Source organism: Pseudoduganella sp. OTU4001 (assembly GCF_038440195.1).
Classification (GTDB): Bacteria; Pseudomonadota; Gammaproteobacteria; order Burkholderiales; family Burkholderiaceae_D; genus Rugamonas.
Genome location: NZ_JASATG010000012.1, coordinates 84,964 through 108,365, shown reverse-complemented (window position 1 = coordinate 108,365; position 23,402 = coordinate 84,964). Strand labels below are relative to the sequence as shown.

At 63.0% G+C, this 23,402-nt stretch carries 23 protein-coding genes and 1 other RNA gene; 14 read left to right on the top strand and 10 right to left on the bottom strand.

Annotated features, from left to right (window positions below):
- Window positions 1–17: 17 nt before the first annotated feature.
- The 5 genes from AAHE99_RS13435 (at window position 18) to AAHE99_RS13415 (ending at window position 3,879) form a co-directional block, all read left to right on the top strand.
- The gene (locus tag AAHE99_RS13435; protein WP_342117850.1) at window positions 18–647 is read left to right on the top strand and encodes a glutaredoxin family protein; all 630 of its coding nucleotides are present in this window, start codon (window positions 18–20) and stop codon (window positions 645–647) included.
- 2 nt (window positions 648–649) lie between these two features.
- A complete protein-coding gene (locus AAHE99_RS13430; protein ID WP_342117849.1) occupies window positions 650–1,072 on the top strand; it encodes a DNA polymerase III subunit chi in 423 nt (140 codons plus the stop codon).
- Complete coding sequence (locus AAHE99_RS13425; RefSeq protein WP_342117848.1) at window positions 1,072–1,464, top strand: hypothetical protein; 393 nt, start codon at window positions 1,072–1,074, stop codon at window positions 1,462–1,464. Before AAHE99_RS13430 ends, AAHE99_RS13425 begins: the two co-directional genes overlap by 1 nt.
- A 70-nt stretch (window positions 1,465–1,534) precedes the next feature.
- On the top strand, window positions 1,535–2,677 hold the full coding sequence (locus AAHE99_RS13420) for a branched-chain amino acid ABC transporter substrate-binding protein (protein WP_342117847.1): 1,143 nt from the start codon (window positions 1,535–1,537) through the stop codon (window positions 2,675–2,677).
- 74 nt (window positions 2,678–2,751) lie between these two features.
- Complete coding sequence (locus AAHE99_RS13415) at window positions 2,752–3,879, top strand: branched-chain amino acid ABC transporter substrate-binding protein (RefSeq protein ID WP_342117846.1); 1,128 nt, start codon at window positions 2,752–2,754, stop codon at window positions 3,877–3,879.
- A 32-nt stretch (window positions 3,880–3,911) separates the two neighbouring features.
- Here the strand turns inward: AAHE99_RS13415 and AAHE99_RS13410 are convergent, their stop codons facing one another.
- Complete coding sequence (locus tag AAHE99_RS13410) at window positions 3,912–4,223, bottom strand: c-type cytochrome (RefSeq protein ID WP_342117845.1); 312 nt, start codon at window positions 4,221–4,223, stop codon at window positions 3,912–3,914.
- Between the two features lie 111 nt (window positions 4,224–4,334).
- On the opposite strand from AAHE99_RS13410, the gene AAHE99_RS13405 reads away from it, so the two are divergent.
- On the top strand, window positions 4,335–4,568 hold the full coding sequence (locus AAHE99_RS13405; protein WP_342117844.1) for a TIGR04438 family Trp-rich protein: 234 nt from the start codon (window positions 4,335–4,337) through the stop codon (window positions 4,566–4,568).
- 65 nt (window positions 4,569–4,633) lie between these two features.
- Here AAHE99_RS13405 and ilvD read toward each other — a convergent pair whose 3' ends face one another.
- A complete protein-coding gene (ilvD, locus tag AAHE99_RS13400; protein WP_342117843.1) occupies window positions 4,634–6,496 on the bottom strand; it encodes a dihydroxy-acid dehydratase in 1,863 nt (620 codons plus the stop codon).
- 90 nt (window positions 6,497–6,586) lie between these two features.
- On the opposite strand from ilvD, the gene AAHE99_RS13395 reads away from it, so the two are divergent.
- The 3 genes from AAHE99_RS13395 to AAHE99_RS13385 are packed head-to-tail and all read left to right on the top strand — an operon-like array spanning window position 6,587 to window position 9,903.
- Window positions 6,587–7,507, top strand: coding sequence for a LysR family transcriptional regulator (locus AAHE99_RS13395; protein WP_342117842.1), 921 nt, complete (start codon window positions 6,587–6,589; stop codon window positions 7,505–7,507).
- A 1-nt stretch (window position 7,508) separates the two neighbouring features.
- Window positions 7,509–8,321, top strand: coding sequence for a prolipoprotein diacylglyceryl transferase (gene lgt / locus AAHE99_RS13390; RefSeq protein ID WP_342117841.1), 813 nt, complete (start codon window positions 7,509–7,511; stop codon window positions 8,319–8,321).
- Between the two features lies 1 nt (window position 8,322).
- Window positions 8,323–9,903: an alpha-amylase family glycosyl hydrolase gene (locus AAHE99_RS13385; protein WP_342117840.1), complete on the top strand. Its 1,581-nt coding sequence runs from the start codon at window positions 8,323–8,325 to the stop codon at window positions 9,901–9,903.
- A 16-nt stretch (window positions 9,904–9,919) separates the two neighbouring features.
- On the opposite strand, the gene AAHE99_RS13380 is transcribed toward AAHE99_RS13385, so the two are convergent.
- From AAHE99_RS13380 to AAHE99_RS13345, 8 genes are all read right to left on the bottom strand, one after another.
- Entirely contained in the window at window positions 9,920–10,459 is a 540-nt protein-coding gene (locus AAHE99_RS13380) for a chromate transporter (RefSeq protein ID WP_342117839.1), read from the bottom strand.
- Window positions 10,456–11,013, bottom strand: coding sequence for a chromate transporter (locus AAHE99_RS13375; RefSeq protein ID WP_342117838.1), 558 nt, complete (start codon window positions 11,011–11,013; stop codon window positions 10,456–10,458). Before AAHE99_RS13375 ends, AAHE99_RS13380 begins: the two co-directional genes overlap by 4 nt.
- 16 nt (window positions 11,014–11,029) lie before the next feature.
- Complete coding sequence (locus AAHE99_RS13370; protein ID WP_342117883.1) at window positions 11,030–11,833, bottom strand: sulfite exporter TauE/SafE family protein; 804 nt, start codon at window positions 11,831–11,833, stop codon at window positions 11,030–11,032.
- Window positions 11,833–12,291: an EVE domain-containing protein gene (locus tag AAHE99_RS13365; RefSeq protein WP_342117837.1), complete on the bottom strand. Its 459-nt coding sequence runs from the start codon at window positions 12,289–12,291 to the stop codon at window positions 11,833–11,835. The genes AAHE99_RS13370 and AAHE99_RS13365 overlap by 1 nt, the downstream gene beginning before the upstream one ends.
- A 65-nt stretch (window positions 12,292–12,356) precedes the next feature.
- Window positions 12,357–12,537: non-coding RNA, 6S RNA (gene ssrS, locus AAHE99_RS13360), on the bottom strand.
- 47 nt (window positions 12,538–12,584) lie between these two features.
- Window positions 12,585–12,884 carry a cell division protein ZapA gene (locus AAHE99_RS13355; RefSeq protein ID WP_342117836.1) on the bottom strand — a complete coding sequence of 100 codons (300 nt, stop codon included), beginning with the start codon at window positions 12,882–12,884 and terminating at the stop codon, window positions 12,585–12,587.
- Window positions 12,881–13,102, bottom strand: a complete 222-nt coding sequence (locus tag AAHE99_RS13350; protein WP_342117835.1) for a hypothetical protein — start codon at window positions 13,100–13,102, stop codon at window positions 12,881–12,883. The genes AAHE99_RS13355 and AAHE99_RS13350 overlap by 4 nt, the downstream gene beginning before the upstream one ends.
- A gap of 89 nt (window positions 13,103–13,191) precedes the next feature.
- Window positions 13,192–18,168 (bottom strand): serralysin-like metalloprotease, encoded by a 4,977-nt coding sequence (locus AAHE99_RS13345; protein WP_342117834.1) that lies wholly within the window; start codon window positions 18,166–18,168, stop codon window positions 13,192–13,194.
- A gap of 142 nt (window positions 18,169–18,310) precedes the next feature.
- Between AAHE99_RS13345 and AAHE99_RS13340 the strand changes: the two genes are divergently transcribed.
- From AAHE99_RS13340 to AAHE99_RS13320, 5 genes are all read left to right on the top strand, one after another.
- Entirely contained in the window at window positions 18,311–18,991 is a 681-nt protein-coding gene (locus tag AAHE99_RS13340) for a response regulator transcription factor (protein WP_342117833.1), read from the top strand.
- Window positions 18,992–18,998: 7 nt separating this feature from the next.
- Complete coding sequence (locus AAHE99_RS13335; RefSeq protein WP_342117832.1) at window positions 18,999–20,387, top strand: ATP-binding protein; 1,389 nt, start codon at window positions 18,999–19,001, stop codon at window positions 20,385–20,387.
- A 129-nt stretch (window positions 20,388–20,516) separates the two neighbouring features.
- A complete protein-coding gene (groES, locus tag AAHE99_RS13330; RefSeq protein WP_028101749.1) occupies window positions 20,517–20,807 on the top strand; it encodes a co-chaperone GroES in 291 nt (96 codons plus the stop codon).
- Window positions 20,808–20,846: 39 nt separating this feature from the next.
- Window positions 20,847–22,493, top strand: a complete 1,647-nt coding sequence (gene groL / locus AAHE99_RS13325; RefSeq protein WP_342117831.1) for a chaperonin GroEL — start codon at window positions 20,847–20,849, stop codon at window positions 22,491–22,493.
- A 77-nt stretch (window positions 22,494–22,570) separates the two neighbouring features.
- Window positions 22,571–23,308 carry a DUF6882 domain-containing protein gene (locus tag AAHE99_RS13320; RefSeq protein WP_342117830.1) on the top strand — a complete coding sequence of 246 codons (738 nt, stop codon included), beginning with the start codon at window positions 22,571–22,573 and terminating at the stop codon, window positions 23,306–23,308.
- Window positions 23,309–23,402: the final 94 nt, after the last annotated feature.

Sequence of the window (23,402 nt, the reverse complement as noted above, 5' to 3'; positions counted from 1 at the left end):
AGCCGATTGGAGATACGATGAAACGCGCTGCCTTGCTTTTGCTGCTGCTGACTGCCAGCGCGGCGCACGCCCAGATGTACAAGTGGAAGGACGACAAAGGCGTCACCCACTTCACCGATACGCCGCCGCCCGCCTCCGCCAAGAAGGCGGAAGTGAAGAGCTACAGCGGCGGCGGCACCGGCAGCGTCGAGCTGCCGTCGGAGCTGGCCGAGATCGCGCGCGCCCGCCCGGTGGTGCTTTACACCACCGCCAGCTGCGCGCCCTGCGACCAGGCGCGCCAGCTGCTGCTCACGCGCGGCATCCCTTACCGTGAAAAGACCGTCGCCAGCCAGGAAGACCATGAGGCGCTGCGCAAGGCCGGCAGCAACGGCGAACTGCCGATGATGCTGGTGGGCCGCGCGCGCCAGGTCGGCTTTGAACCCGGAACCTGGGACAGCGCCCTGACCGACGCCGGCTACCCGACCGTGAAGGCGCTGCCAGCCGGCTATTCGAATCCGCCGCCAAGCCCGGCCGCCCCGCCGCGTCCACCTAGCGCCAGCGAAGCCGCGCGCGCCAAGGCGGAAGCCGCCAACGCCGCCGCCGAAGCGGAACGGGAACGCCGCGAGCGCGAGACGCCGCAAAACGCCCCATCGAATTTCCGTTTCTGAACATGACGCAAATTGACTTCCACAGCGGCGTGCCGGACAAGGTCGCCTACGCCTGCCGCCTGCTGCGCAAAGCCTGGGCCAGCACGCCACGCATCGTGGTCATGACCGAGGACGCCGCCCAGCTGGCGGAGCTGGACAGGGCCCTGTGGACCTTTTCCGCCACCGACTTCCTGCCGCATGCCCACGCCAACGATCCGCTGGCGCCCGATTGCGCCATCGTGTTGGCCGACAGCGACACTACTGAATTGCCGGAAGCGGGCCTGCTGGTCAACCTGGCGCGCCGCGCACCGGCGCAATTCGAAGCGTTTCCGCGTTTGATCGAAGTCATATCCACCGACGAGGAGGATGCGGCGGCGGGCCGCCTGCGTTATGCTGCTTACAAACGGCAGGATTTCCCGCTCAAACATCTGACCATAGGTAAGTAATGAACCAGGCTTTCGACGCCAGCATCCCAGTCCTGACTGAAGTCATGCGCGATGATGCGCCGGCACCAGTGCCCGCGCCTGTCCCCGCGCCGGCCGCAGCGCCCGCCAACGACGCGGACGCCCCTGCCCTGCCCGCGCTGGACGATGCCGGCGCCTGGGACGCCCTGGAACGCCGCCTGTCGGAGCGCGTATTGCACCAGCTGTCGAGCCGCGTCGACTTCGTACTGGAGCAGCGCATCAAAGACAGCATCCACGAAGTGCTGAACCACGCCCTGCATTCCCTGACCGTGGAAATCCGCGAAGGCCTGCACGACACCATTGGAAAGATCGTTTCGCGCGCCGTACAACAGGAAATCACCCATCTCCAGGCCAATTCCAGCCGCCGGAAATAATTCCCTCTTTGCCATTCGGGGTTTTTGCTGTATTTTCTGGCGTACGTGAATTACTGACTGGAGACCCCCGATGCAGTTCAAGAGCAAATTCATCCCTGTCGCCATCGCCCTGGCCTTCGCCGGCAGCGCCTACGCCCAGGACACCATCAAGATCGGCCACGTATCGCCGGTATCCGGTCCCAACTCCCACCTGGGCAAGGACATGGAAAACGGCGCCCGCATGGCCGTTGAGGACCTGGCAGCCAAGGGCATCAAAATCGGCGGCAAGCCAGTCAAATTCGTCGTCCAGTTCGAAGACGACGCCGGCGACCCTAAACAGGGCACTACCGCCGCGCAAAAGCTGGTGGACGCCAAGGTGCAGGGCGTGATCGGCCACCTGAATTCCGGCACCACCATCCCGGCCTCCAAGATCTACTTCGACGCCGGCATCCCGCAGATTTCGCCGGCCGCCACCTCGCCGGTGTACACCAAGCAGAAGTTCAACACCGCCTTCCGCGTGGTCGCCAACGACAATAAGCTGGGCGGCACCTTGGGCGCCTACGCCGTGCAGAAGCTGGGCGTGAAGAAGATCGCCGTGATCGACGACCGCACCGCCTACGGCCAGGGCGTGGCCGACGAATTCGTCAAGGGCGCCAAGAAAGCGCTGCCGGGCGTGCAAATCGTTGGCAAGGAATTCACCAACGCCAACGCCACCGACTTCAACGCCATCCTGACCAATATCAAGTCCAAGAACCCTGACCTGGTGTTCTTCGGCGGTATGGACTCGGTGGGCGGCCCTCTGCTGCGCCAGATGAAGGCGCTCGGCATCCAGGCCAAATTCATGGGCGGCGACGGCGTCTGCACGGACGCCCTGTACCGCCTGTCCGCCGGCGCTGCCGCCGACGGCGTGGTGACCTGCGCCGAAGCCGGCGGCGTGCCGGCCGAACTGCAGAAGAACATGGACGACTTCCGCGCCAAGTACAAGAAGAAGTACGGCCAGGAAGTGCAGCTGTACGCGCCGTACGTGTACGATGCCATCATGACCATGGCAGCCGCCATGCAGCAGGCCAATTCGGCCGAACCGGCCAAATACCTGCCGGTGCTGGCCAAGATCAAACACCAGGGCGTGACCGGCGCCATCGAGTTTGACCAGTACGGCGACATCAAGGACGGCGCGCTGACCCTGTTCACCTACAAGGGCGGCAACAAGACCAAGATGGAAGTAGTGAAGTAAGTACGAATACCGGGGGGAGCCCGTGGGCCGCCATCCAGCTTGGCGGCCCATTTTCGTTTCAGGAGAAAGTAGCAATGCAAACCAAAACCATCATCGCCGCCATCGCACTGGCCTTTGCTGGAGCCGCGAGCGCCCAGGAAGTGGTCAAGATCGGCTACGTCGGCCCGCTGTCCGGCCAGTCCGCCCACCTGGGCAAGGACAACCAAAGCGGCGTACGGCTGGCGGTGGAAGACTTGAATGCCAAGGGCTTCAAGATCAACGGCAAAGCGGTCAAGTTCGAGTTGATTTCGGAAGACGATGCCGGCGACCCTAAACAGGGCACCTCGGCCGCGCAGAAGCTGGTCGACGCCAAAGTGCAAGGCGTGATCGGCCACCAGAATTCCGGCACCACCATCCCGGCTTCGAAGATCTATTACGACGCCGGCATCCCGCAGATTTCCGCTTCGTCCACCAGCCCGGTGTACACCAACCAGGGCTTCAACACCACCTTCCGCGTGGTGGCGAACGACAATAAGCTGGGCAGCTCGCTGGGCAAGTACGCCACGCAGAAGCTGGGCGCCAAGCGCATCGCCGTGATCGATGACCGCACCGCTTACGGCCAGGGCGTGGCCGCCGAATTCCTGAAGGAAGCCAAGAAAGCCGCCGGCGTGCAGATCGTGGACAAGCAGTTCACCACCGACAAGGCCACCGACTTCAACGCCATCCTGACCGCGATCCGCGCCAAGAACCCGGACCTGGTGTTCTTCGGCGGCATGGACTCGGTGGGCGGCCCGCTGCTGCGCCAGATGAAGGCGCTGGGCCTGAAAGCCAAGCTGATGGGCGGCGACGGCATCTGCACCGAAGCGCTGCCTAAGCTGTCAGGCGGCGCCGACGATGTGGTGGTGTGCGCGGAGGCTGGCGGTGTAACCGTTGAGCAGGAGAAGAAGCTGGCGGAATTCGCCGGCCGCTTCAAGAAGCGCTACGGCTACGATGTGCAGATCTACGCGCCGTATGCCTACGACGCGACCATGGCGATTGCGCATGCCATGGCGGATGCCAAGTCGGCCGATCCGGCCAAGTACCTGCCCTTCCTGAAGAAGGTCAACCACGACGGCATCAGCGGCAAGATCGCCTTCGACGACAAGGGCGATATCAAGGATGGGGCGCTGACCTTGTTCGGCTACAAGGCCGACAAGAAGACGCGCCTGGAAGTCATCAAGTAATCAAAAAAAACCGGGCAATGCCCGGTTTTTTTTTACTTCTGGGACAGGACCCATTTCACCAGGGTCTTGGCTTCCGCCTCGCTCACCTGCGGGTTGGCTGGCATTGGGACTGCGCCCCACACGCCCGAACCGCCCTTGATCACTTTTGCCGCCAGCTTGGCTTCAGCGTCTTTCTGGCCAGCGTACTTGGCAGCGACATCCTTGAATGCCGGGCCAACCAGCTTGTTGGCAACAGCGTGGCAAGCCATGCAGTTCTTGGCTTTGGCCAGGTCAGCGTTAGCGAAAGCAGCCTGCGACGAGAAAGCCGCGGCAACCAGGAAACCAACCATCAGGGAACGTTTCATCTTTATCTCCAAGGAAAAAAACTGCCACAATTCTACCCCACAACGCACGCTACGTATTATGGGTTGACCGCTAGCTGGATATTGCTATGATGGAATACCAAGGAGTGTTCCATGCCTATTATTCTATTGATAATCGCCCTCGTGGCACTGAAGTACTTTGAAGTCTGGAAGTTTGCAGACATGTCCTGGTGGTGGATCGTCGGCGCCATGCTGGCCGGTTTTGTCTGGTTCGAATTCGTCGAACCCGCACTGGGCCTCGACAAGCGCAAGGCCCACAACGTCGACGAAGAACGCCGCAAGGAACGCGTCAAGAAGAGCTTCGAAGACCTCAAGAAGCGCAAGTAAAAGTCGGGGTCATGTCTGACATTCGGACACTCGTGTCCGAATGTCAGACATGACCCCGACTTTTCTTACCGCTTCAGCTGCGACAGGTCGCGCACTGCCCCGCGGTCGGCGGAGGTGGTCAGGGCGGCGTAGGCTTGCAGGGCTTGCGACACGTAGCGCTCGCGGTCCACCGGCTTCCAGGCATCGGCGCCACGCGCTTCCATGGCTGCGCGGCGTTCGGCCAGCGTATTCGGCGTCACGCGCAGGTTGATGGTGCGGGCCGGGATGTCGATGTCGATCATGTCGCCCTCTTCCACCAGGCCGATGGCGCCGCCTTCCGCCGCTTCCGGCGAGGCGTGGCCGATCACCAGGCCGGACGAACCGCCCGAGAAGCGGCCGTCGGTGAACAGCGCGCAAGCTTTTCCCAGGCCTTTTGATTTGATGTAGGAGGTCGGATACAGCATCTCCTGCATGCCCGGGCCGCCTTTCGGGCCTTCGTAGCGGATGATAACCACGTCGCCCTCATGCACGGTATCGCCGAGGATGCCTTCCACCGCCGCGTCCTGGCTCTCGAACACGCGCGCCTTGCCGCTGAACTTCAGGATCGATTCATCCACGCCGGCGGTCTTCACGATGCAGCCCTTCTCGGCGATGTTCCCGTACAGGACCGCCAGGCCGCCATCTTTCGAGTAGGCGTGCTCCAGGTCGCGGATGCAGCCTGCACTGCGGTCGATATCCGACAAGGCATAGCGTTCGGACTGCGAGAACGCGACCTGGGTCGGCACGCCGCCCGGTGCGGCGCGGAACAGCTGGTGCACAGCCGGGTCGTCGCTGCGCTTGATATCGTATTTTTCAATCGCCTCGCCCAGGGTGGCGGAGTGCACGGTGTGCTGGGTGGTGTCCAGCAGGCCGGCGCGCGCCAGTTCGCCGAGGATGGAGATGATGCCGCCGGCACGGTGCACGTCTTCGATGTGGAACTTGTCGGTCATCGGCGCGACCTTGCACAGGCATGGCACCTTGCGCGAGATACGGTCGATGTCGGCCATGGTGAACGGCACTTGCGCTTCGTGCGCGGCGGCCAGCAGGTGCAGCACGGTGTTGGTGGAGCCGCCCATCGACACGTCCAGCGCCATCGCGTTCTCGAACGCTTCCTTGGTGGCGATGGAGCGCGGCAGCACGCTGTAGTCGTCCTGCTCGTAATGGCGCTTGGTGATCTCAACGATCAGGCGGCCTGCGCGCAGGAACAGTTCCTTGCGGTCGCTGTGGGTGGCGACGATGGTGCCGTTGCCCGGCAGGGACAGGCCCAGCGCCTCGGTCAGGCAGTTCATGGAGTTGGCGGTGAACATGCCGGAGCAGGAGCCGCAAGTCGGACAGGCGGAGCGCTCGATCTCAGCCACGTCGGCGTCGGATACGGTGCTGTCGCCCGCCTTGATCATGGCGTCAACCAGGTCCAGCTTAATGATCTTCTCGCCGCCGTTGACGGCCTTGATCACCTTGCCCGCTTCCATTGGGCCGCCGGACACGAACACTGCCGGGATGTTCAGGCGCATCGCAGCCATCAGCATGCCGGGCGTGATCTTGTCGCAGTTGGAAATGCAGACCATGGCGTCGGCGCAGTGCGCGTTGACCATATATTCCACCGAGTCAGCGATCAGGTCACGCGATGGCAGGGAATACAGCATGCCGCCGTGGCCCATGGCGATGCCGTCATCGACGGCGATGGTGTTGAATTCTTTGGCGACGCCGCCGGAGGCTTCGATCTCGCGGGCGACCAGCTGGCCCAGGTCCTTCAGGTGCACGTGGCCCGGAACGAACTGGGTGAAGGAGTTGACCACGGCGATGATCGGCTTATTGAAATCGCCATCTTTCATGCCGGTGGCACGCCACAGGGCGCGCGCGCCTGCCATATTGCGGCCTTGGGTCGTGGTGTAGGAACGGTATTGCGGCATGGTGGGGTCTCCTCAGTAAGACCCTTAGGGTGCCTCGCGCACTGCGAGTTGTCAAATATATGATAATCGCTCCTGTGATATATTTTGCAAATGAATATCGAACTTCGCCAGCTGCGCTATTTCGCCACCGTCGCCGAGGAGCTGCATTTCGGCCGCGCCGCGCGGCGCCTGCATATGACCCAGCCGCCGCTGTCGCAAACCATCATGGCGCTGGAAGAGACGCTGGGCGCGCCCCTGTTTGAGCGCAACCGGCGCGGCGTGGCGCTGACCGCCGCCGGCGCCGCCCTGCTGCCCGAGGCGCAGCGCCTGCTGCAGCAGGCCGCCGGGCTGCCGGAACTGGTGCAGCGCGCCGCTACGGGCGCCAGCGGGCGGCTATCGCTGGCCTTCGTGTCCTCCGCTGACTACAGCGTGCTGCCGCCGTCCCTGCGCGCCTACCGCGCCGAGTACCCGCAAGTCGAGATCACGCTGAAAGAGGCCACTTCCGACCTGCAGCTGGACGACCTGCTGGAAGGGCGGGTCGATGCCGGCCTGCTGATCCCTCCCCTGCCCGACCGCGCGCGCCAGGAGCTCGACTACCTGCCGGTGCTGAGCGAACCGCTGGTGCTGGCCGCCCCGGCGGAGCTGCCGGCGCTCGCTGCGGCCCGCGCGCGCGGTGGCAAGGCTCCGGGTGCGGCCGACTTGCGCAAGCTGGCCGGCATCCCGCTAATCATTTTCCCGCGCCATATTTCGCCCGGTTTGTACGACGCCGTCCTGTCCGTGTTCCGCGAAGCCGGCATCACGCCGGAGGTGGGCCAGGAGGCGATCCAGATGCAAACCATCGTCAGTCTCGTATCGGCTGGCATGGGATTAGCACTTGTGCCACAATCCGTGTCGAATTTGCGCCGGCCGGGCGTGGAATACCTGCCCCTGGTCCAGAGCACGCCGCTGGTGGAAACCGGCCTGGCCTGGCGGCGCGATAATGCCTCGCCCGTGCTGCGCGGCTTCCTGGAACTCATGAAGAAGAGAATTTGAAATGCCCCTGATCCATCCGATGCCAGATCCGGTCGCCATCCACCTCGGCCCCGTCGCGATCCACTGGTATGGCCTGATGTATGTGCTGGCCTTCGCCATGTTCATCGCGCTGGGCCGCGTGCGCATCAAGCAGCAGCACATCGCCAAGCAAGGCTGGAAGAACGAGGACCTGGACGACATGCTGTTCTACGGCATGCTGGGCGTGATCCTGGGCGGGCGCCTGGGCGAAGTATTTTTCTACCAGCCGGAAATGCTGCTCACGCCCCTGCGCATCTTCAAAGTGTGGGAAGGCGGCATGAGCTTCCACGGCGGCTTCCTCGGCGTGCTGATAGCGATGGCGCTGTGGGCGCGCAAGCGCAAGCGCAACCTGCTGGACGTGTACGACTTCATCGCGCCGCTGGTACCGCTCGGCTACGCCGCCGGCCGCATGGGCAATTTCATCAACGCCGAACTGCCGGGCCGCGTGGTCAGCAACCCTGACCTGCCATGGGCCATGATTTACCCGAACCTGAACGACAACCTGGCGCGCCACCCTTCTTCCATCTACCAATTGATCGTGGACGGCCTGATCGTGTTCTGCATCCTGTGGCCATTCGCGCGCAAGGCCCGCCCGCGCCTGGCCGTCGGCGCACTGTACGTGCTACTGTATGGCTGCGCGCGGTTCTTCACCGAATACTTCCGCACGCCGGATTGGGAGATCACGGTGGCCGGCCTGCCGGTCACCTCTGGCCAGATGCTGTCGCTGCCGATGATCATTGGCGCTATCGCCATGCTGGTGTGGGCCTACCGCCAGCCAGCTGCGCGGACGGCCTGACATGCTGCCGACCGCAACGCCGGCGGGCGTACGTTTCGTATTCGATGCCGCGCCGGATGCGCGCACTGTGGCGCTGGCCGGCACCTTCAACAGCTGGGTAGGCGACGCCTGCATGATGGAGCGCGTCACGCCGACCCGCTGGCAAGTCACGCTGCCGATCGCCGCCGGCCGCCATCTCTACAAAATCGTTGTCGACGGCACCGAGTGGCTGCGCGATCCCGCCAACCCGTGGATCTCGGAGGACGGCCAGAATAACTCCTGCCTGACGGTGGACGAAACCGGCGCCGTGCTGCTGCGCCATCCCGGCCTGAGCGCTGCCACACCGGGTCCGCTGTACGCGCGGCCCGCACTCGCGAGCCCCGGGTGGCTGCACGACGCAGCGATCTACCAGCTGTCCGTAAAAGCCTTCGGCGGTGACTTCGATGGCGTGCGCGCCAAACTGGGCTATCTGTCCGAACTGGGCGTGAACACCCTGTGGATCATGCCGGTGCAACCGATCGGCATCAGCGGACGGCGCGGCACGCATGGCGACCCGTACGCGGTGCGCGACTTCCTCGCCATCGACCCGGCGCTGGGCGACGAGCAAGGCTTGCGCGCGCTGGTCGATGCGGCACACGCGCGCGGCATGCGCGTCTTGTTCGACTGGACGCTGAACCGCGCCAGCGTGGACAACCCACTGACGCAAACGCATCCGGAATGGTTCACGCGCCGCGCCGACGGCAGCATCTACTACGCGGTACCAAACCGCGACTATTTCGCCGGCTTCGACTTCAGCAACGCGGAATTGCGGCGCTACCTGATCGACGCCATGGCCGGCTGGATCGAACGCTTTGGCTTCGACGGCCTGCGCTTCGACGATTCGGATATCACGCCGCTCGACTTCCTCGAACAGATCCGCGCCGCGCTGCTGAAGGTGCAGCCGGAACTCGCCATCATCTCGCAGGCCTACGACGAATTCCACCACTTCGCCAGCTGCGACCTGACCTACGAAGGCGGCACGCGCGCCATCCTGCTGGCCATCGCGCGCGGCGAAGCCAGCGGCGCGGACCTGGCGCGCTACTGGAGCGAATCCACCTACAGCTTCCCGCGCGGCGCGCTGCGCCTGCGCTGGCTGGACGAAAAGGAGCAGCCGCGCGCCAGCAGCCTGCTGGGCGCGGCATTGCGCCCAGCGGCCGCCGTGCTGCTCGCGTTGGACGGTGTGCCGCACTTGATGATGGGGCAGGAATTCGGCGAGCCGAGCTGGCGCGACTGGACAGTGCTGTTCGACGACTACCGTATCGACTGGAGCGCCTTCGATGCCAGCATCTACGCGCACTACCAGCGCCTGCTGGCCCTGCGCCGCGAACACCCGGCGCTACGCCGTGGCGAAGTCGCCTTCCTCGACGGCCTGCCGCCGGGCGTGGTCGGCTTCACACGCAGCACGGCGCAGGAAAGCGTGCTGCTGCTGGCCAACCTGTCGTCCGGCGCGGCGACGCTGCCACCCAGCGTGTTCGCGCAGTACACCGCCGGCGCTGCCGCAGGATGGGACGCGGCCGCCGGCACGCTGGCCGCGCATGGCTGGATGATCTGCCTGCAGCACTAGCCGCGACGACCAGGTACTACACCAGCCCAAGCGCGCCCGCCAGCGCGCCAAACGCGATCAGCCAAACCGGATTGAGTTTGGTGGCATAGGCTGCCGCAGCAGCCGCCAGCGCCAGCAAGATGCCGCGCCAGCCGGCATCTGCCACGCTGAGGAAAGTCCACGCCGCACCGGCCAGCATGCCGGACGACAGCGGCGCCAGCGCATCCCGCAGCGCGCTGGTCCAGCGCCCCTGTCCAGCGCCATGGCGGTTGATCACGGAACCCAGCGCCAGCACCAGACAGGACGACGGCACAATCGCCGCCAACGTCACCACCACGGCGCCCAGCCAGCCCTTGAGCATCCAGCCGATCACCGTCACAAACAGCAGGTTCGGGCCCGGTGCCGCTTGCGCCAGCGCGTAGGCGGCCGCGAATTGCTGGTCGCTCAGCCAGTGGTTCTGTACCGAGACGTAGTGGTGGATATCCGGCGCCACCAACACCACGCCGCCGCCGATCGCCGTCAGCGACAGTACCGCCAGGTGCCATGCCAGCCCACCGAGATTTACGTCGCCGCTCATGGCTTCCTCAACACAAAGGCAAACAGCAGGAAGCCGATTGGCACCAGGATGCCGACCACCGCCAGCAGCCCAAGCTTGACCACACCCAGGCCTACAAAGGCGGCCGCCAGCAGCGCCAGTTGCGCACCCCGGCGCGCACCGCCGGCGGTACCGCGCAGCATGCCGACCGCCAGCTTGAGCGCGGTCGCCAGGATCAGCCCGGACGCTGCGGCCGCCATGCCACGCATGGCGCTGGCAAACATGGCATTGCTGGCCAATTCCTGGTACGCGGCGGCCAGCCCGATCACGATGAAGAAAGGCGCAAGCAGCAAGCCTCCCAGTGCTGAAAAGCCGCCTGCAGCGCCAGCGAAGCGCTGGCCTACCATCACCGACAGGTTGCAGATGGTGGGGCCCGGCAGCAATTGGGAGATGCTGAGCAGCTGCGAGAATTCGGCGGAGGTCAGCCATTGCGTGCGCTCCACCAGGTGGCGATAGGCGAACGGCAGCACGCCGCCAAAGCCTTGCAGCCCCATTTGCGAAAACACCTTGAACAGCGACCAGCAACCGATCTGCAAGCCCGCCTCCCCCGCCTTACGCGAACGCGTGGTACAACATATACCCCGCCAGCCCAAACAGCACCACGGCAAAGGTGCGCTTGAGCGCCGCCACATCCATTTTGTGCGCAGTGCGCGCGCCAAGCGGCGCCATGGCCACACTGGCCGCAACAATCACCGCCAGCGCAGGCAGGTAGATGAAGCCGAGCGAATATTGCGGCAAACCAGGCTCCGACCAGCCATAGTAAATATTCGACAGCGTGCCCGACAGCGCAATCGGAAAGCCCAAGGCCGCGCTGGTGGCCACCGCCTGGTGGATACGCACATTACACCAGGCCATGAACGGCACCGAGATGAAACCGCCGCCTGCCCCGACCAGCCCCGCCACCACGCCAATGACGCCACCGGCAGCGAACATGCCCGGCGTGCCTGGCAGCTCGCGTCCGGGCTTGGGCTTCTTGTTGAGGATCATTTGCGCAGCCGAGAAAGTCACGAAGGCGGCAAACAGCAGCGACAGCGCCGTGGTATTCATTTGCTTGCCGATCCACGGGCCAATCCAGGAGCCGACCAGAATGCCCGGCGCCAGCAGCGCCACGATACGCCACTGCACCGCGCCATGCTTATGGTGCGCCCGTACCGACGACAGCGAAGTAAACATGATGGTCGCCAGCGACGTGGCAATCGCCATATGCACCACCAGCTGCGGCGGGAAGCCCTTGGCGGTGAAGATCATGGTAATGAACGGCACCAGCACCATGCCGCCGCCAATCCCCAGCAGTCCCGCGGAAAACCCGCCGCCCGCCCCCATCAACAGCAAAATACCGATCAGGCTCCAATCCATCATTTCAGCAGCGCCAGCACGCTTTTCCACTGCGCCGGTGTCACCGGAGTGATCGACAGGCGGCTGCCCTTTTGCAGCACCACCATATCCTCCAGCTGCGGCAAGGTGCGCATTTCGGCCAGCGACAGCAGGCGCGTTTTGCGCACGCCCTTCACGTCGACGGAAATCCAGCGCGGCTGCTCCTGCGTGGCCTTGGCATCGTAATAATGGCTCTTGGGATCGAACTGGGTGGCATCCGGATACGGCCCGCTGACCACTTCCGCGATACCGGCGATGCCCGGTTCCGGGCAGGAGGAATGGTAGAACAGCACACCGTCGCCCGGTTTCATCGCGTCGCGCATGAAATTGCGGGCCTGGTAGTTACGCACACCGAACCAGGGCACCGTCTTGTCTTTTGCAGACATGACATCATCGATGCTCACTTCGTCGGGCTCAGACTTCATCAACCAATATTGCATGGCGCTCCTCTGGGCGTAAAAAAACGGTTGCGCACCGAAGTGCTGGCAACCGCTTTTGTATGGAATGAGGCCCCGCCTGTGCCGTTATGCCGGCATCCCGAACCTTACGGTTCAAGGTGGTTGCAGTTAGTTCAACTTCGGGTTCATCAGACTAGTGACGCTCACGCCCGTCGAACAAATTCCCGCAACCGATGCATGTAAATGGTTCAAGGAATATATGGCAAATCTCGAACACCGCAGGGTGACACGAAGTTTACTCCTCAAACGTTTTTGGCGAAAGGCCTTAAAGACAATTAAAAGAGATTTTCTTGCGGGGTCAGTGCGTTGTCGAGCACCTTGTGCATCACGCCCAGCTTCTCCTGCACTTCCAGCATGGACGGGCCGCCCGCGGTTTTCGACGCCAGGAACTCTGCCGCCATGCCCAGCGCCGCCATCACGGCGATGCGGTCGTTGCCTTTGACCTTGCCGGCGTCGCGGATCGCGCTCATCTTCTTATCCAGCAGGTTGGCAGCCTCGCGCAGGGCGCGTTCTTCATCAGGCTTGCACGCCAGCTTATAGGGCTGGCCCATGATGGTCACGTCGACATGGATCATTGGGCATCCTCAGGGGTGTCTGCTTCGGCGGCAGGGATTTTATCCAGCAGCGCCATGACGCGGGTCTGCGCTTCACCCAGACGGCGTTGGTATTCAAGGTTATCGGCCACCAGGCTGGCATTGGCCTGGCGCAACTGGGCGTTCTCGCGGCGCAAGGCATGCGCCATCTCCGCCAGCCGGTCGATTTTATCGGAAAGTTCTTGGAAGTCTGCGATCATCCCGCAACTATAGGGCCGCACGATTGCTCGGTCAACCTGATGTTGGACATGCATGCCATTCTAGCATGCATGTCCAACCTTATCCGCGCTTAGGCGGTGTGGCCGGTGAGCGCGTTGCCCACCAATTCAGCAAAGTTCTGCATGCGGTCGGCGGTCCAGACCGAGGCCATCTCGTACGGGCTGTCGCCGGTCTGCGCCCGTTCGAGCAACTGGGCCATCGTGAGCACGCCCACAGTGGCGCCGGTGGCGTCGAGGAGGTCGAGTTCCGCGATGTTGACCGACTGGTAGTTCTCCACCGTGAACTGGGCGTAGGACTTGCTGCCGTCCACGTAGTTCACCACCAGGTCGCTACCTTCGATGTTGACCTTCACGTTATCGGTCTTCATCGTCACGTTAAAGAGCTTGTTGGCGCTGAACTTGAGGATGTCGTTGCCGCCCGCCGTTTCGTGGATGGTGTCCTTGCCGTCGCCCATGGACATCACATAGATATCCTTGCCTGCCCCGCCGTGCAAGTGGTCGTTGCCCATGCCGGAGTAGAGGGTATCGTCGCCGGAACCAGCCCACAGGCGGTTGTTGCCCGCATATTTGTAACCCATGGTATAGGCGATGAAACCGGCAATGAACAAGTCCATGCCCTTGAACTGGTCGAGCTGGAGGTTGACGCCGAGCTGCTTGCCGAGCCAGTTGATGCCGGAGGCGCTGGCGCCGGATGCGGTGCTCATCGCCTCGCCGGTCCAGGTGACGGCGGTGTTGATGCCGCTGCCCACGTCAACGTCGGCGGCATAGCTTACGCCGGTGCCGATGCCGTTGATGGCCGTGGTCAGGCCGCTCTTGCCGCCTTCCAGCGCCGACTTGAGCGCGCCGGCGAAGTCGAAGTCCGCCATGTTCAGGCCCGACACGCCGTTGATGGCGCTGACGGCGCTGTTGCCGGCATTGGCCATGTCGTCAATCAGGTCGCTGGCGTTGACGGTGGCCTTGTCCAGCGCGGCCTTCATGTCGGACGACAGGCTGTTCCAGCCCTTCAGCAGTTCTTCGCCGAACGACTTGTTCAGGTACTTGGTCACGGCGTCGAAGCCGGCGCCCATATCGCTGATGCTGCCGCTGATGGCGTTGCTGTGGCTGACCAGCAGTTTGCTCAGCACACCCCAGCCCAGGCCCATCATGGTGTCGTTGCCGTTGCCGCCGCCGACGTAGGTGCCGGCGTTGGTGGCGAAGATGGTGTCGTTGCCGTCGCCGCCAACGATCACATTGCCCACCAGGTTCAGCTTGCCCAGGTCGCCCTTGGCCAGCGAGGCGTACTGCGACTTGATGAATTTGGCGTTCAGCGCCGCGCCCACCCAGTCACCGGCCGATTCATACTCGTTTTCCACCAGCGCTTCGGCTGCGTTGAAGACGGTGATTTCAGCCAGGCCGATGATCACGTCGTCGCCGGCGCCGCCGACAGCGATATTGTTCTGGCCCGAGGACACGATGACGTCGTTGCCCTCGCCGCCCATGCCGATGGTGGTGGTGCCGGCCAGGATCATGGTGTCGTTGCCGGCGCCGGCGTGCACGAAGTTCATGCCGGTGTCGATGCTGACCTTGGAGGAGCTGACGGTCTGCGACTTGTCCGAACCTTCCACCGCCTGCGTGGTCTGGCTGCTGTAGGACAGCTTGCTGCCCGAATTCAGCACCACCATCACGTCGTCGCCGGAATCGGCCATCAGCACGTTGTGGTCGCCGTACACCACGGCCACGTCGTTGCCCGCGCCGGTCCAGCCCACGTTCAGCTGGGTGCTGCCGGTGGTCTGGCTGGTGGTGGTCTGGTCGGAACCTTCCTTCTCGGTGGTGGTGTTCTTGGTGTTGGAACCGCCGTAGCTGATCATCACCGCCACGTCCTTGCCGCTGCCGCCGATTACCACGTTGTCCTTGCCGACCACGGTCATGACGTTGTTGCCGTCGCCGCCGACCAGGATATTGGCGTTGGCGTTGACCTTGGCGGCGCTGCCGAAGGCCAGCGCGGTCAGTACGTCGTTGCCGGAGCCGCCCTCAATGATATTGCCCTTGCCGATGGTAGTGACGACGTTGTTGCCCTCGCCCGCCACCACGGCGTTGTAAGTACCAACTGCCGTCACGACGTCATTGCCGGCGCCGGAAACGATACCGGTCTTGCTGCCCGCTACGCTGATCACGTCGTTGCTGGCGCCAGTAACCACCAGGTTGTTCTGGCCAGCCGCCGTGACCACGGTGGCAGCGCTGCCGCCTACCAGCACATTGTTCTTGCCGAAGGCGGTGATCACTTCCGTGCCGGACTGGCTGGTGGCCGCGCCGGACAGGCCAGCCTTGGCTACCAGGTCGGTCGCCGCCACGCCGGCAGCAATGGAGTCGACCAGGCCGACAGCGGTTGCCGCCACTTCCTTGTAGTCGCCGGTGACGACCAGGTTGTTGGCGCCGATGGCGGTCACTTTGTCCACGCCTGCGTCGCCCCACACGATATTGCGGGCGCCGAATACGGTGGCGACGTCGTTGCCGTTGCCGCTCCAGACCACGTTGTTGGCGCCGATCGCGGTGGTGATGTCGTTGCCGCCGCCGGTGTAGACCACATTGGTATTGCCGACCGCGGTCACCACGTCGTTGCCGTTGCCGCCAGCGACGTTGTTGCCGATGAACTTGGTGATCTGCGAGGTCACGCCGCCTGCGGCGTTACCCAGCTTGGCGCTGACATCGTTGATGCCTTCGCCCAGGCCGGTCACCACCACGTTGTTCTGGCCAGCAGCCGTCACCACGTTGTTGCCGGCCATATTGACCACCACGTTGTTGCCGCCCAGGGCGGTGGTGACGTTGTCGCCGCCGTTGGCCAGCACGATATTGTTGCCGCCCACGGCAGTCACGATATCCTTGCCGCCGCCGGTATAGACCACGTTGTTGCCGCCGGCTGCCACCACGATGTCGTTGCCCACACCGCTGTTGATGGCGGAAGTCAGCTTGCTGGTGACGTTGGATACGGCCTTGGCGGCATCCTTGGAAGGCATGACATTCGTCAGCACCGAGCCCAGGCCGCCTGCCGCCGCCTTGACCATGCCACCCAGCTCGGTCAGCACGACGTTGGTGCCGCCGGCCGCAATGGTGGTGTTGCCGCCCACGGTGCTGGCGATCAGGTTGCCCGCGCCCAGGCCCAGCAGGGTGTTGCCGCTGCCATTGGACAGGATCACATTGTTCACGCCCACGGCCGCCTGCATATTGCCGCCCTGGTTGCTGACCAACGCATTGGTGCTGCCCAGTGCGCCCACCTTGTTATTGGCGCCGCCGGTGTAGATGACGTTGACCGCGCCGCCTGCCACGATCTTGTTGCTGCCGCCACCGTCGACAATGACGTTGGCGCCGCCGCCGGCGATGATGGTGTCGTTGCCGTCGTTGGCGTTGATGCCGTTGCCGCCGCCCAGCGCCAGCACGCTGTCGCTGCCGTCAGCCGCGTTGACCACGTTCAGGCCGCCGATCGCGCTGATGTTGTCGTTGCCGGCGCCACTGTTGATGACGTTGGAACCGCCTTTGGCATCGATCTTGTCGGCGCCGCCCAGGGTGGTGATGACGTTGGAGGCGGCATTAGCGGTAATGACGTTGTTGCCGTGGCCAGCGTTGATTACGTTGGACGCGCCGTTGGCCGTGATGCGGTCGACGTGGTCGCCCGTATTCAGTACGTTGCTGGCGCCATTCAGGGTAACGGTGTTGGTGCCGTGGCCAGCGTTGATCTCGTTGGAAGCGCCGGCAGCGGTAATGGTGTCGTCATTGTCGCCGGTGGTGATCTTGTTGCGGCCACCCTCGGCATTGACGGTGTTGTTGCCATGGCCAGCATTGATCTGGTTGTTGGCCGCCTTGACGGTGATCTTGTCGGCGCCATAGTTGGTGTTGATGACGTTCGACACGCCATCGGCCACCACCACGTCGTCCCAGTTGCCGGTGTTGATGATGTTGGAAGCACCGCCTGCGGTAATGTTGTTGTTGCCATGGTCCGCACTGACGTTGTTGGCGCCACCGTTGACGACGATGGTGTCATGGCCGTCACCAACGGTCACCACCTTGTTGTTACCGCCGTTGGCGGTAATGTTGTTGTTGCCATTGCCAGCATAGATCTCGTTCCAGCCGCCGTTGGCCACGATACGGTCATCGTTGCCGCCAGTGGTGATCTTGTTGCGGCCGCCGTCGGCGTTGACGACGTTATTGCCTTCGCCTGCGTTGATCTGGTTATTGGCCGCCTTGACAGTGATCGTGTCGCTGCCGTAGTTGGTGTTGATGACGTTGTTTACGCCATCGGCGGTCACCACGTCGTCCCAGTTGCCGGTGTGGATGGTGTTCTGGGCGCCGCCAGCGACGATGGTGTTATTGCCATGATCCGCATTGACGTAGTTATTGCCGCCATAGACGGTGATCTTGTCATGGCCGTCACCGGTGGTGGTGACCTTGTTGTTGCCGCCGTTGGCCACCACGGTGTTGTTACCGCCGCGCAGTTCGATATCGTTCCAGCCGCCGTTGGCGGTCACGTTGTCGTTGCCGTTGCCGCCGTCGATTTCGTTGTAGGCCGAATTGACGGACAGGCTGTTGTTGCCCTCGCCCAGGTCGACGTCGGCCGCCGCGCCGGCTGCCACGGTGATATTGTCGTCGCCATTGCCGCCGGAGACCTTGTTGTAAATACCGACGTCGATGCGGATGGTGTCGTTGCCGTTGCCGCCATCGATCACGTTGTAGCCGCCGACTTTCACGGTCAGCGTGTCGTTGCCGTCGTCGCCATAGATATTGTTGTAGGCGCCCGCGTTGACGGTAATGTTGTCGTTGCCGCCGTCACCGTGGATGATGTTGGCGCCAAGCGAACTGGCTGTGTAATTATTATCGCCATTCCCCAGGCTCTTTTTTGTATAGCCCAGTTCCGCGATTTTCTTGGCCGCCGCCGCCATGTCGTTGCCGACCTGCTCGAAGGCGCTGCCAATATCTTTAAAGTCGTCGCCCATATCTTTCACGGCGTCGCCGACTTTATCCACCACCTTTTCGATGGGTTTCACGACGTTTTTCTTGAACCAGCTGCCGAAGCCCATGGTCATCTCCCGATTGTTGAAAAAGGATTACTACTCTTTCATTACACCAAGAGAAGATGACAAAAAGGCTTACAGTTTGATTACAATTCTGTAATCGAGCGCCGCATTGACGGCGCTTTTGTACTTCTGGAAAATGTCAAAGATGAAAGCCCTCCTCGTAGAAGATGAACAGCGGATTGCCAGTTTTGTGTGCAGCGGATTGCGCGAGCAAGGGTTTCTGGTCGACCATTGCGAAGATGGCAACCTCGGTTACGACTACGCCCTGTCCCGCCAATACGACATCATCCTGCTCGACATCATGGTGCCCGGCCGCGACGGCCTGGCCATCCTGAAAGGCCTGCGCCGCGAAGGGCGCGACACGCCCGTCATCCTGCTGACCGCGCGCAATGAGCTGGACGACCGCCTGCAAGGCCTGAACCTGGGCGCCGACGATTACCTGGCCAAGCCGTTTTATGTGGAAGAACTGATCGCCCGCATCCACGCCCTGCTGCGGCGCGTGAGCGGCGAGCGGCAGAACGTGCTGTCGGTAGGCCCGTTGAAACTGGATCGCCTGACCCGCGTGGCCGAACTGGATGGCCGCGAAGTCGAGCTGACCAGCCGCGAATTCAACCTGATGGAATACCTGATGCGCTCCCCGGGCCGGGTCTACACCCGCACCCAGATCCTGGAGCACGTGTGGGGCTACGATTTCGAGCCGCAGACCAATATGGTGGACGTCTGCATCCAGCGCGTGCGCAAGAAGCTCAACCTGCCCGACAGCATCGCCATCGAAGCGGTGCGCGGCGTCGGCTACCGCCTGCGCAAGCCGGACGGCGAGAACTGAGCGCCGCATGAGTTCCGAACGCCGCCCGGTTATCCGTTCATTCCGCCTGCGCATTGCGCTGATCACCACCGGCCTGGCGGTCAGCGTGGTGGCGGTGCTGTTCGTGGCCTCCGCGCTGACGGTGATGCACCGCCGCGCCAGCATCCTGGACCGCATGATGGTGGCGCACCTGGCCGGCCCCGGCTTCGGCGCCAACAGCACCACCGTGTGGCCCGCCATCGACGCCCACCTGAACGCCAGTTTCAGCGGCTTCGCACCGCTCGAAAGCAAGGAGGATTACGCCATCCTGCGCGCGGTCAACACCAAGGGCGGCACCGTCTACCAAAGCCGCAACTGGCCAGCCTCCCTGCTGGTGCCGGAGGCCGCCGACGGCGCCCTGCGCACCTATTACGGCGGCGGCACGCAATGGCGCATCGGCCAGACCCGGCGCGGCGACGTGCTGGTGCAGCTTGGCGTGAATACCACGCTTTCGGAAGCGCAGCTGAAGGCCACCATCGTCAAGTTCGGCGGCGCCGTGGTGATGCTGTGCCTGCTGGTGGGGCTGGTGGCCTGGTACCTGGCCGGCCGCGCCATGCGCCCGATTGAGCACCTCACCGGCGTGATGGAGCGCATCCGCGCCAGCGATATGCGGCAGCGCGTCTCGGCCGACGACGAAGCGCTGGAATTCGACCGCCTGGTCACCGTGTTCAACGACATGCTGGACCGCCTGGAGCGCAGCTTCCTGCAGGCGGTGCGCTTTTCCGGCGACGCCGCGCACGAACTGCGCACGCCGGTGGCGATCCTGCAAGGCGAGCTGGAACGCGCCTTTGAGCGCGCCGGCAACAACCCGGAAATGGAGCAGGCCCTGGCCGATATGCTGGACGAAGTGCGCCGCCTGGACAGCATCGTGCGCAAGCTGCTGATGCTGTCGCGCGCCGACGCCGGCCAGTTGCAGATCCCGCTGCAGCCGCTGGACTTGGTGCCCATGCTGCGCGAACTGGCCGACGATCTGGACATGATGGCGCCGGAACGCCCGCTGCAGCTGCAGCTGCCGCCTGCCATGCCGGCCCAGGGCGACGCCGACCTGCTGCGCCAGGTGCTGCAAAACCTGGTCAGCAACGCCGTCAAATACGGCATTCCCGAAGGCTGGATCGCGATCCAGGCGCGCCGCGCGGGCGCCGGCTGGCAGATCGACGTATCGAACGCCTCGGCCGGCATCGCCTTCGAGCACCGCGAGCGCCTGTTCGACCGCTTCTACCGCGCCGACGAGGCGCACAACCGCCGCGTGGCCGGCGTCGGCCTGGGCCTGGCCCTGGCGCGCGAGATCGCCCGCGCCCACGGCGGCGAGCTGCGGCTGGCGGAATGCACGCCTAGCCAGGTGACTTTCAGCCTATCCTTGCCTGCAATGCAATCTTGACAAAATGGCAGCTTGATCTGTCTCAAAAGAAAATGCCTTGAAAAGGCAAAGTGTCGTCCCTATAATTGTTGGCACTCGTTAGCAGAGAGTGCTAACAAAGATCAATAAACCGAGTTAAAGGAGTTTTGTATGAACCTTCGCCCTTTGCATGACCGCGTCATCGTCAAACGCCTGGACCAGGAAACCAAGACCGCGTCCGGCCTGATCATCCCTGATGCAGCCGCTGAAAAGCCAGACCAGGGTGAAGTGCTGGCAGTTGGCAACGGTAAAGTTGCTGACAACGGCACCGTGCGCGCTCTGGAAGTGAAAGTAGGCGACCGCGTTCTGTTCGGCAAATACGCCGGCCAAGCCGTCAAAGTCGACGGCCAGGAACTGCTGGTAATGCGCGAAGAAGACATCATGGCTGTGGTGCAGAAGTAATCTGCCAGCCCTTAATACAGAATTCAGGAGAGAACTAACATGGCAGCTAAAGAAGTCATTTTCGGCGATTCCGCCCGTTCCAAGATGGTCGAAGGCGTGAACATCCTCGCCAACGCAGTTAAAGTCACCCTGGGCCCGAAAGGCCGCAACGTGGTGCTGGAGCGCTCCTTCGGCGCCCCAACCGTCACCAAGGACGGCGTATCGGTCGCTAAAGAGATCGAACTGAAAGACAAGCTGATGAACATGGGCGCGCAGATGGTCAAGGAAGTCGCTTCCAAGACCTCCGACAACGCCGGTGACGGTACCACCACCGCAACCGTGCTGGCCCAGGCCATCGTCCGCGAAGGCATGAAGTACGTTGCCGCCGGCATGAACCCAATGGACCTGAAGCGCGGCATCGACAAGGCAGTTGCTGCCACCGTCGACCAGCTGAAGTCGATCTCCAAGCCATGCACCACCTCCAAGGAAATCGCCCAGGTTGGCGCGATCTCCGCCAACTCCGACGCTTCGATCGGCGAGCGCATCGCTGAAGCGATGGAAAAAGTGGGCAAGGAAGGCGTGATCACCGTGGAAGACGGCAAGTCCCTGCACGACGAGCTGGATATCGTGGAAGGCATGCAGTTCGACCGCGGCTACCTGTCCCCATACTTCATCAACAACCAGGAAAAGCAAGTTGCCGTGCTGGAGAACCCATTCGTTCTGCTGTGCGACAAGAAGATCTCCAACATCCGCGACCTGCTGCCAGTACTGGAGCAAGTAGCGAAAGCCGGCCGTCCACTGCTGATCATCGCTGAAGACATCGAAGGCGAAGCACTGGCGACCCTGGTGGTGAACAACATCCGCGGCATCCTGAAGACCTGCGCAGTGAAAGCCCCAGGCTTCGGCGACCGTCGCAAGGCCATGCTGGAAGACATCGCCATCCTGACCGGCGGCCAGGTGGTTGCAGAAGAAGTCGGCCTGACCCTGGAAAAAGCCACCCTGGCAGAACTGGGCCAAGCCAAGCGTATCGAAGTGGGCAAGGAAAACACCATCGTCATCGACGGCGCAGGCGAAGCTTCCGCAATCGAAGGCCGCGTGGCGCAGATCCGCACCCAGATCGAAGCTGCAACCTCCGACTACGACCGTGAAAAGCTGCAAGAGCGCGTGGCCAAGCTGGCCGGCGGCGTTGCCGTGATCAAGGTTGGCGCAGCCACCGAAGTCGAAATGAAAGAGAAGAAGGCACGCGTTGAAGACGCACTGCACGCAACCCGCGCAGCTGTGGAAGAAGGCATCGTGCCAGGCGGCGGCGTAGCCCTGCTGCGCGCCCGCGCTTCCCTGAACGTGAAAGGCGACAACGCCGACCAGGACGCAGGTATCAAGATCGTCCTGCGCGCCATGGAAGAGCCACTGCGCATGATCGTTACCAACGCCGGCGAAGAAGCATCGGTGGTGGTCAACGCCGTACAAGCCGGCACCGGCAACTACGGCTACAACGCAGCCAACGGCACCTACGGCGACATGGTTGAAATGGGCGTGCTGGACCCAGCCAAGGTAACCCGTTCCGCTCTGCAGAACGCGGCTTCCATCGCTGGCCTGATGCTGACCACCGACTGCATGGTTGCTGAAGTCGTAGAAGACAAGCCAGCCGGCGGCATGGGCGGTATGGGTGGCATGGGCGGCATGGGTGGCATGGACGGCATGATGTAATAGCCGCCAGCCTCACCGCTGACAAAAGAAAGCCTGCAAGGTTCGCCCTGCAGGCTTTTTTTATATACCATCGGCACATGACGACTGAGACCATCACCTGCCCTACCCACGGCGAATGCGGGTTCGCTTATGTTTGCAAGCATTTGATCGCCAACCCTGCCCAGCGCTGGCACTGCGGCTACCCCGAGGATGGCGATCCCTGGCGCGACGCATGGTGCGATGCGTGCAACGCTGCCTTCGAGCGCGAAGGCGAGTGGAACGAGCATAACGAAGGCGAAGCGGATATTGGCCTGCTTTGCGGCCATTGCTACGAGGACGGGATTGGGCGCAGCGTGACCAGGCTGGAAGGCGCAAAACTGGCCGAGTGGGACGAATTCGTCGGCGCCCACTGCACTACTCTGTCGGATAAGCAGGCCGCCATGTCGGAGCAGCTCGCGCTGAACGATTATCCGCGCTGGGACTACTACCAGGAGACCGCGCAACTGGTCTTCTCCGGCAGCGCACAGCGGCCCGACCTGGTGACGGACGTCGAGTTCGTCGGCACCATCTCCACATCCAGTGACACATGGATGTGGTCCTGGGCCAATTTCAGCCTGCTCGAACCGGTCCGCCGGCGCATCGACGCCGTACGCAGCCTTGGCGAAGAATGCGGCTATCCGCACCTCACCGTACCCAAGTGGACCGCCGATATGCACGACGGCTGGCACATGACCGCCATCGCCGCACACGCCCTTGGCGCCATCGGCGCCTATCGGGCGCCATCAGACAACGGCTTCATCTTTATGCTGATCATGTCCGCCCGGCACCGCGACTGAATAAATTTCCACATAGCATCAAAAGCCTGCAAATTGGCGTGATTTGCAGGCTTTTTTTCATTTACTGATGAATTTTCAAACAATTGTCGTGCTA

Coding starts and splice junctions, on each gene's coding strand:
- AAHE99_RS13435 (WP_342117850.1), top strand. CDS start 18: ATGAAACGCGCTGCCTTGCTTTTGCTGCTGCTGACTGCCAGCGCGGCG.
- AAHE99_RS13430 (WP_342117849.1), top strand. CDS start 650: ATGACGCAAATTGACTTCCACAGCGGCGTGCCGGACAAGGTCGCCTAC.
- AAHE99_RS13425 (WP_342117848.1), top strand. CDS start 1,072: ATGAACCAGGCTTTCGACGCCAGCATCCCAGTCCTGACTGAAGTCATG.
- AAHE99_RS13420 (WP_342117847.1), top strand. CDS start 1,535: ATGCAGTTCAAGAGCAAATTCATCCCTGTCGCCATCGCCCTGGCCTTC.
- AAHE99_RS13415 (WP_342117846.1), top strand. CDS start 2,752: ATGCAAACCAAAACCATCATCGCCGCCATCGCACTGGCCTTTGCTGGA.
- AAHE99_RS13410 (WP_342117845.1), bottom strand. CDS start 4,223: ATGAAACGTTCCCTGATGGTTGGTTTCCTGGTTGCCGCGGCTTTCTCG.
- AAHE99_RS13405 (WP_342117844.1), top strand. CDS start 4,335: ATGCCTATTATTCTATTGATAATCGCCCTCGTGGCACTGAAGTACTTT.
- ilvD (WP_342117843.1), bottom strand. CDS start 6,496: ATGCCGCAATACCGTTCCTACACCACGACCCAAGGCCGCAATATGGCA.
- AAHE99_RS13395 (WP_342117842.1), top strand. CDS start 6,587: ATGAATATCGAACTTCGCCAGCTGCGCTATTTCGCCACCGTCGCCGAG.
- lgt (WP_342117841.1), top strand. CDS start 7,509: ATGCCCCTGATCCATCCGATGCCAGATCCGGTCGCCATCCACCTCGGC.
- AAHE99_RS13385 (WP_342117840.1), top strand. CDS start 8,323: ATGCTGCCGACCGCAACGCCGGCGGGCGTACGTTTCGTATTCGATGCC.
- AAHE99_RS13380 (WP_342117839.1), bottom strand. CDS start 10,459: ATGAGCGGCGACGTAAATCTCGGTGGGCTGGCATGGCACCTGGCGGTA.
- AAHE99_RS13370 (WP_342117883.1), bottom strand. CDS start 11,833: ATGGATTGGAGCCTGATCGGTATTTTGCTGTTGATGGGGGCGGGCGGC.
- AAHE99_RS13365 (WP_342117837.1), bottom strand. CDS start 12,291: ATGCAATATTGGTTGATGAAGTCTGAGCCCGACGAAGTGAGCATCGAT.
- AAHE99_RS13355 (WP_342117836.1), bottom strand. CDS start 12,884: ATGATCCATGTCGACGTGACCATCATGGGCCAGCCCTATAAGCTGGCG.
- AAHE99_RS13350 (WP_342117835.1), bottom strand. CDS start 13,102: ATGATCGCAGACTTCCAAGAACTTTCCGATAAAATCGACCGGCTGGCG.
- AAHE99_RS13345 (WP_342117834.1), bottom strand. CDS start 18,168: ATGGGCTTCGGCAGCTGGTTCAAGAAAAACGTCGTGAAACCCATCGAA.
- AAHE99_RS13340 (WP_342117833.1), top strand. CDS start 18,311: ATGAAAGCCCTCCTCGTAGAAGATGAACAGCGGATTGCCAGTTTTGTG.
- AAHE99_RS13335 (WP_342117832.1), top strand. CDS start 18,999: ATGAGTTCCGAACGCCGCCCGGTTATCCGTTCATTCCGCCTGCGCATT.
- groES (WP_028101749.1), top strand. CDS start 20,517: ATGAACCTTCGCCCTTTGCATGACCGCGTCATCGTCAAACGCCTGGAC.
- groL (WP_342117831.1), top strand. CDS start 20,847: ATGGCAGCTAAAGAAGTCATTTTCGGCGATTCCGCCCGTTCCAAGATG.
- AAHE99_RS13320 (WP_342117830.1), top strand. CDS start 22,571: ATGACGACTGAGACCATCACCTGCCCTACCCACGGCGAATGCGGGTTC.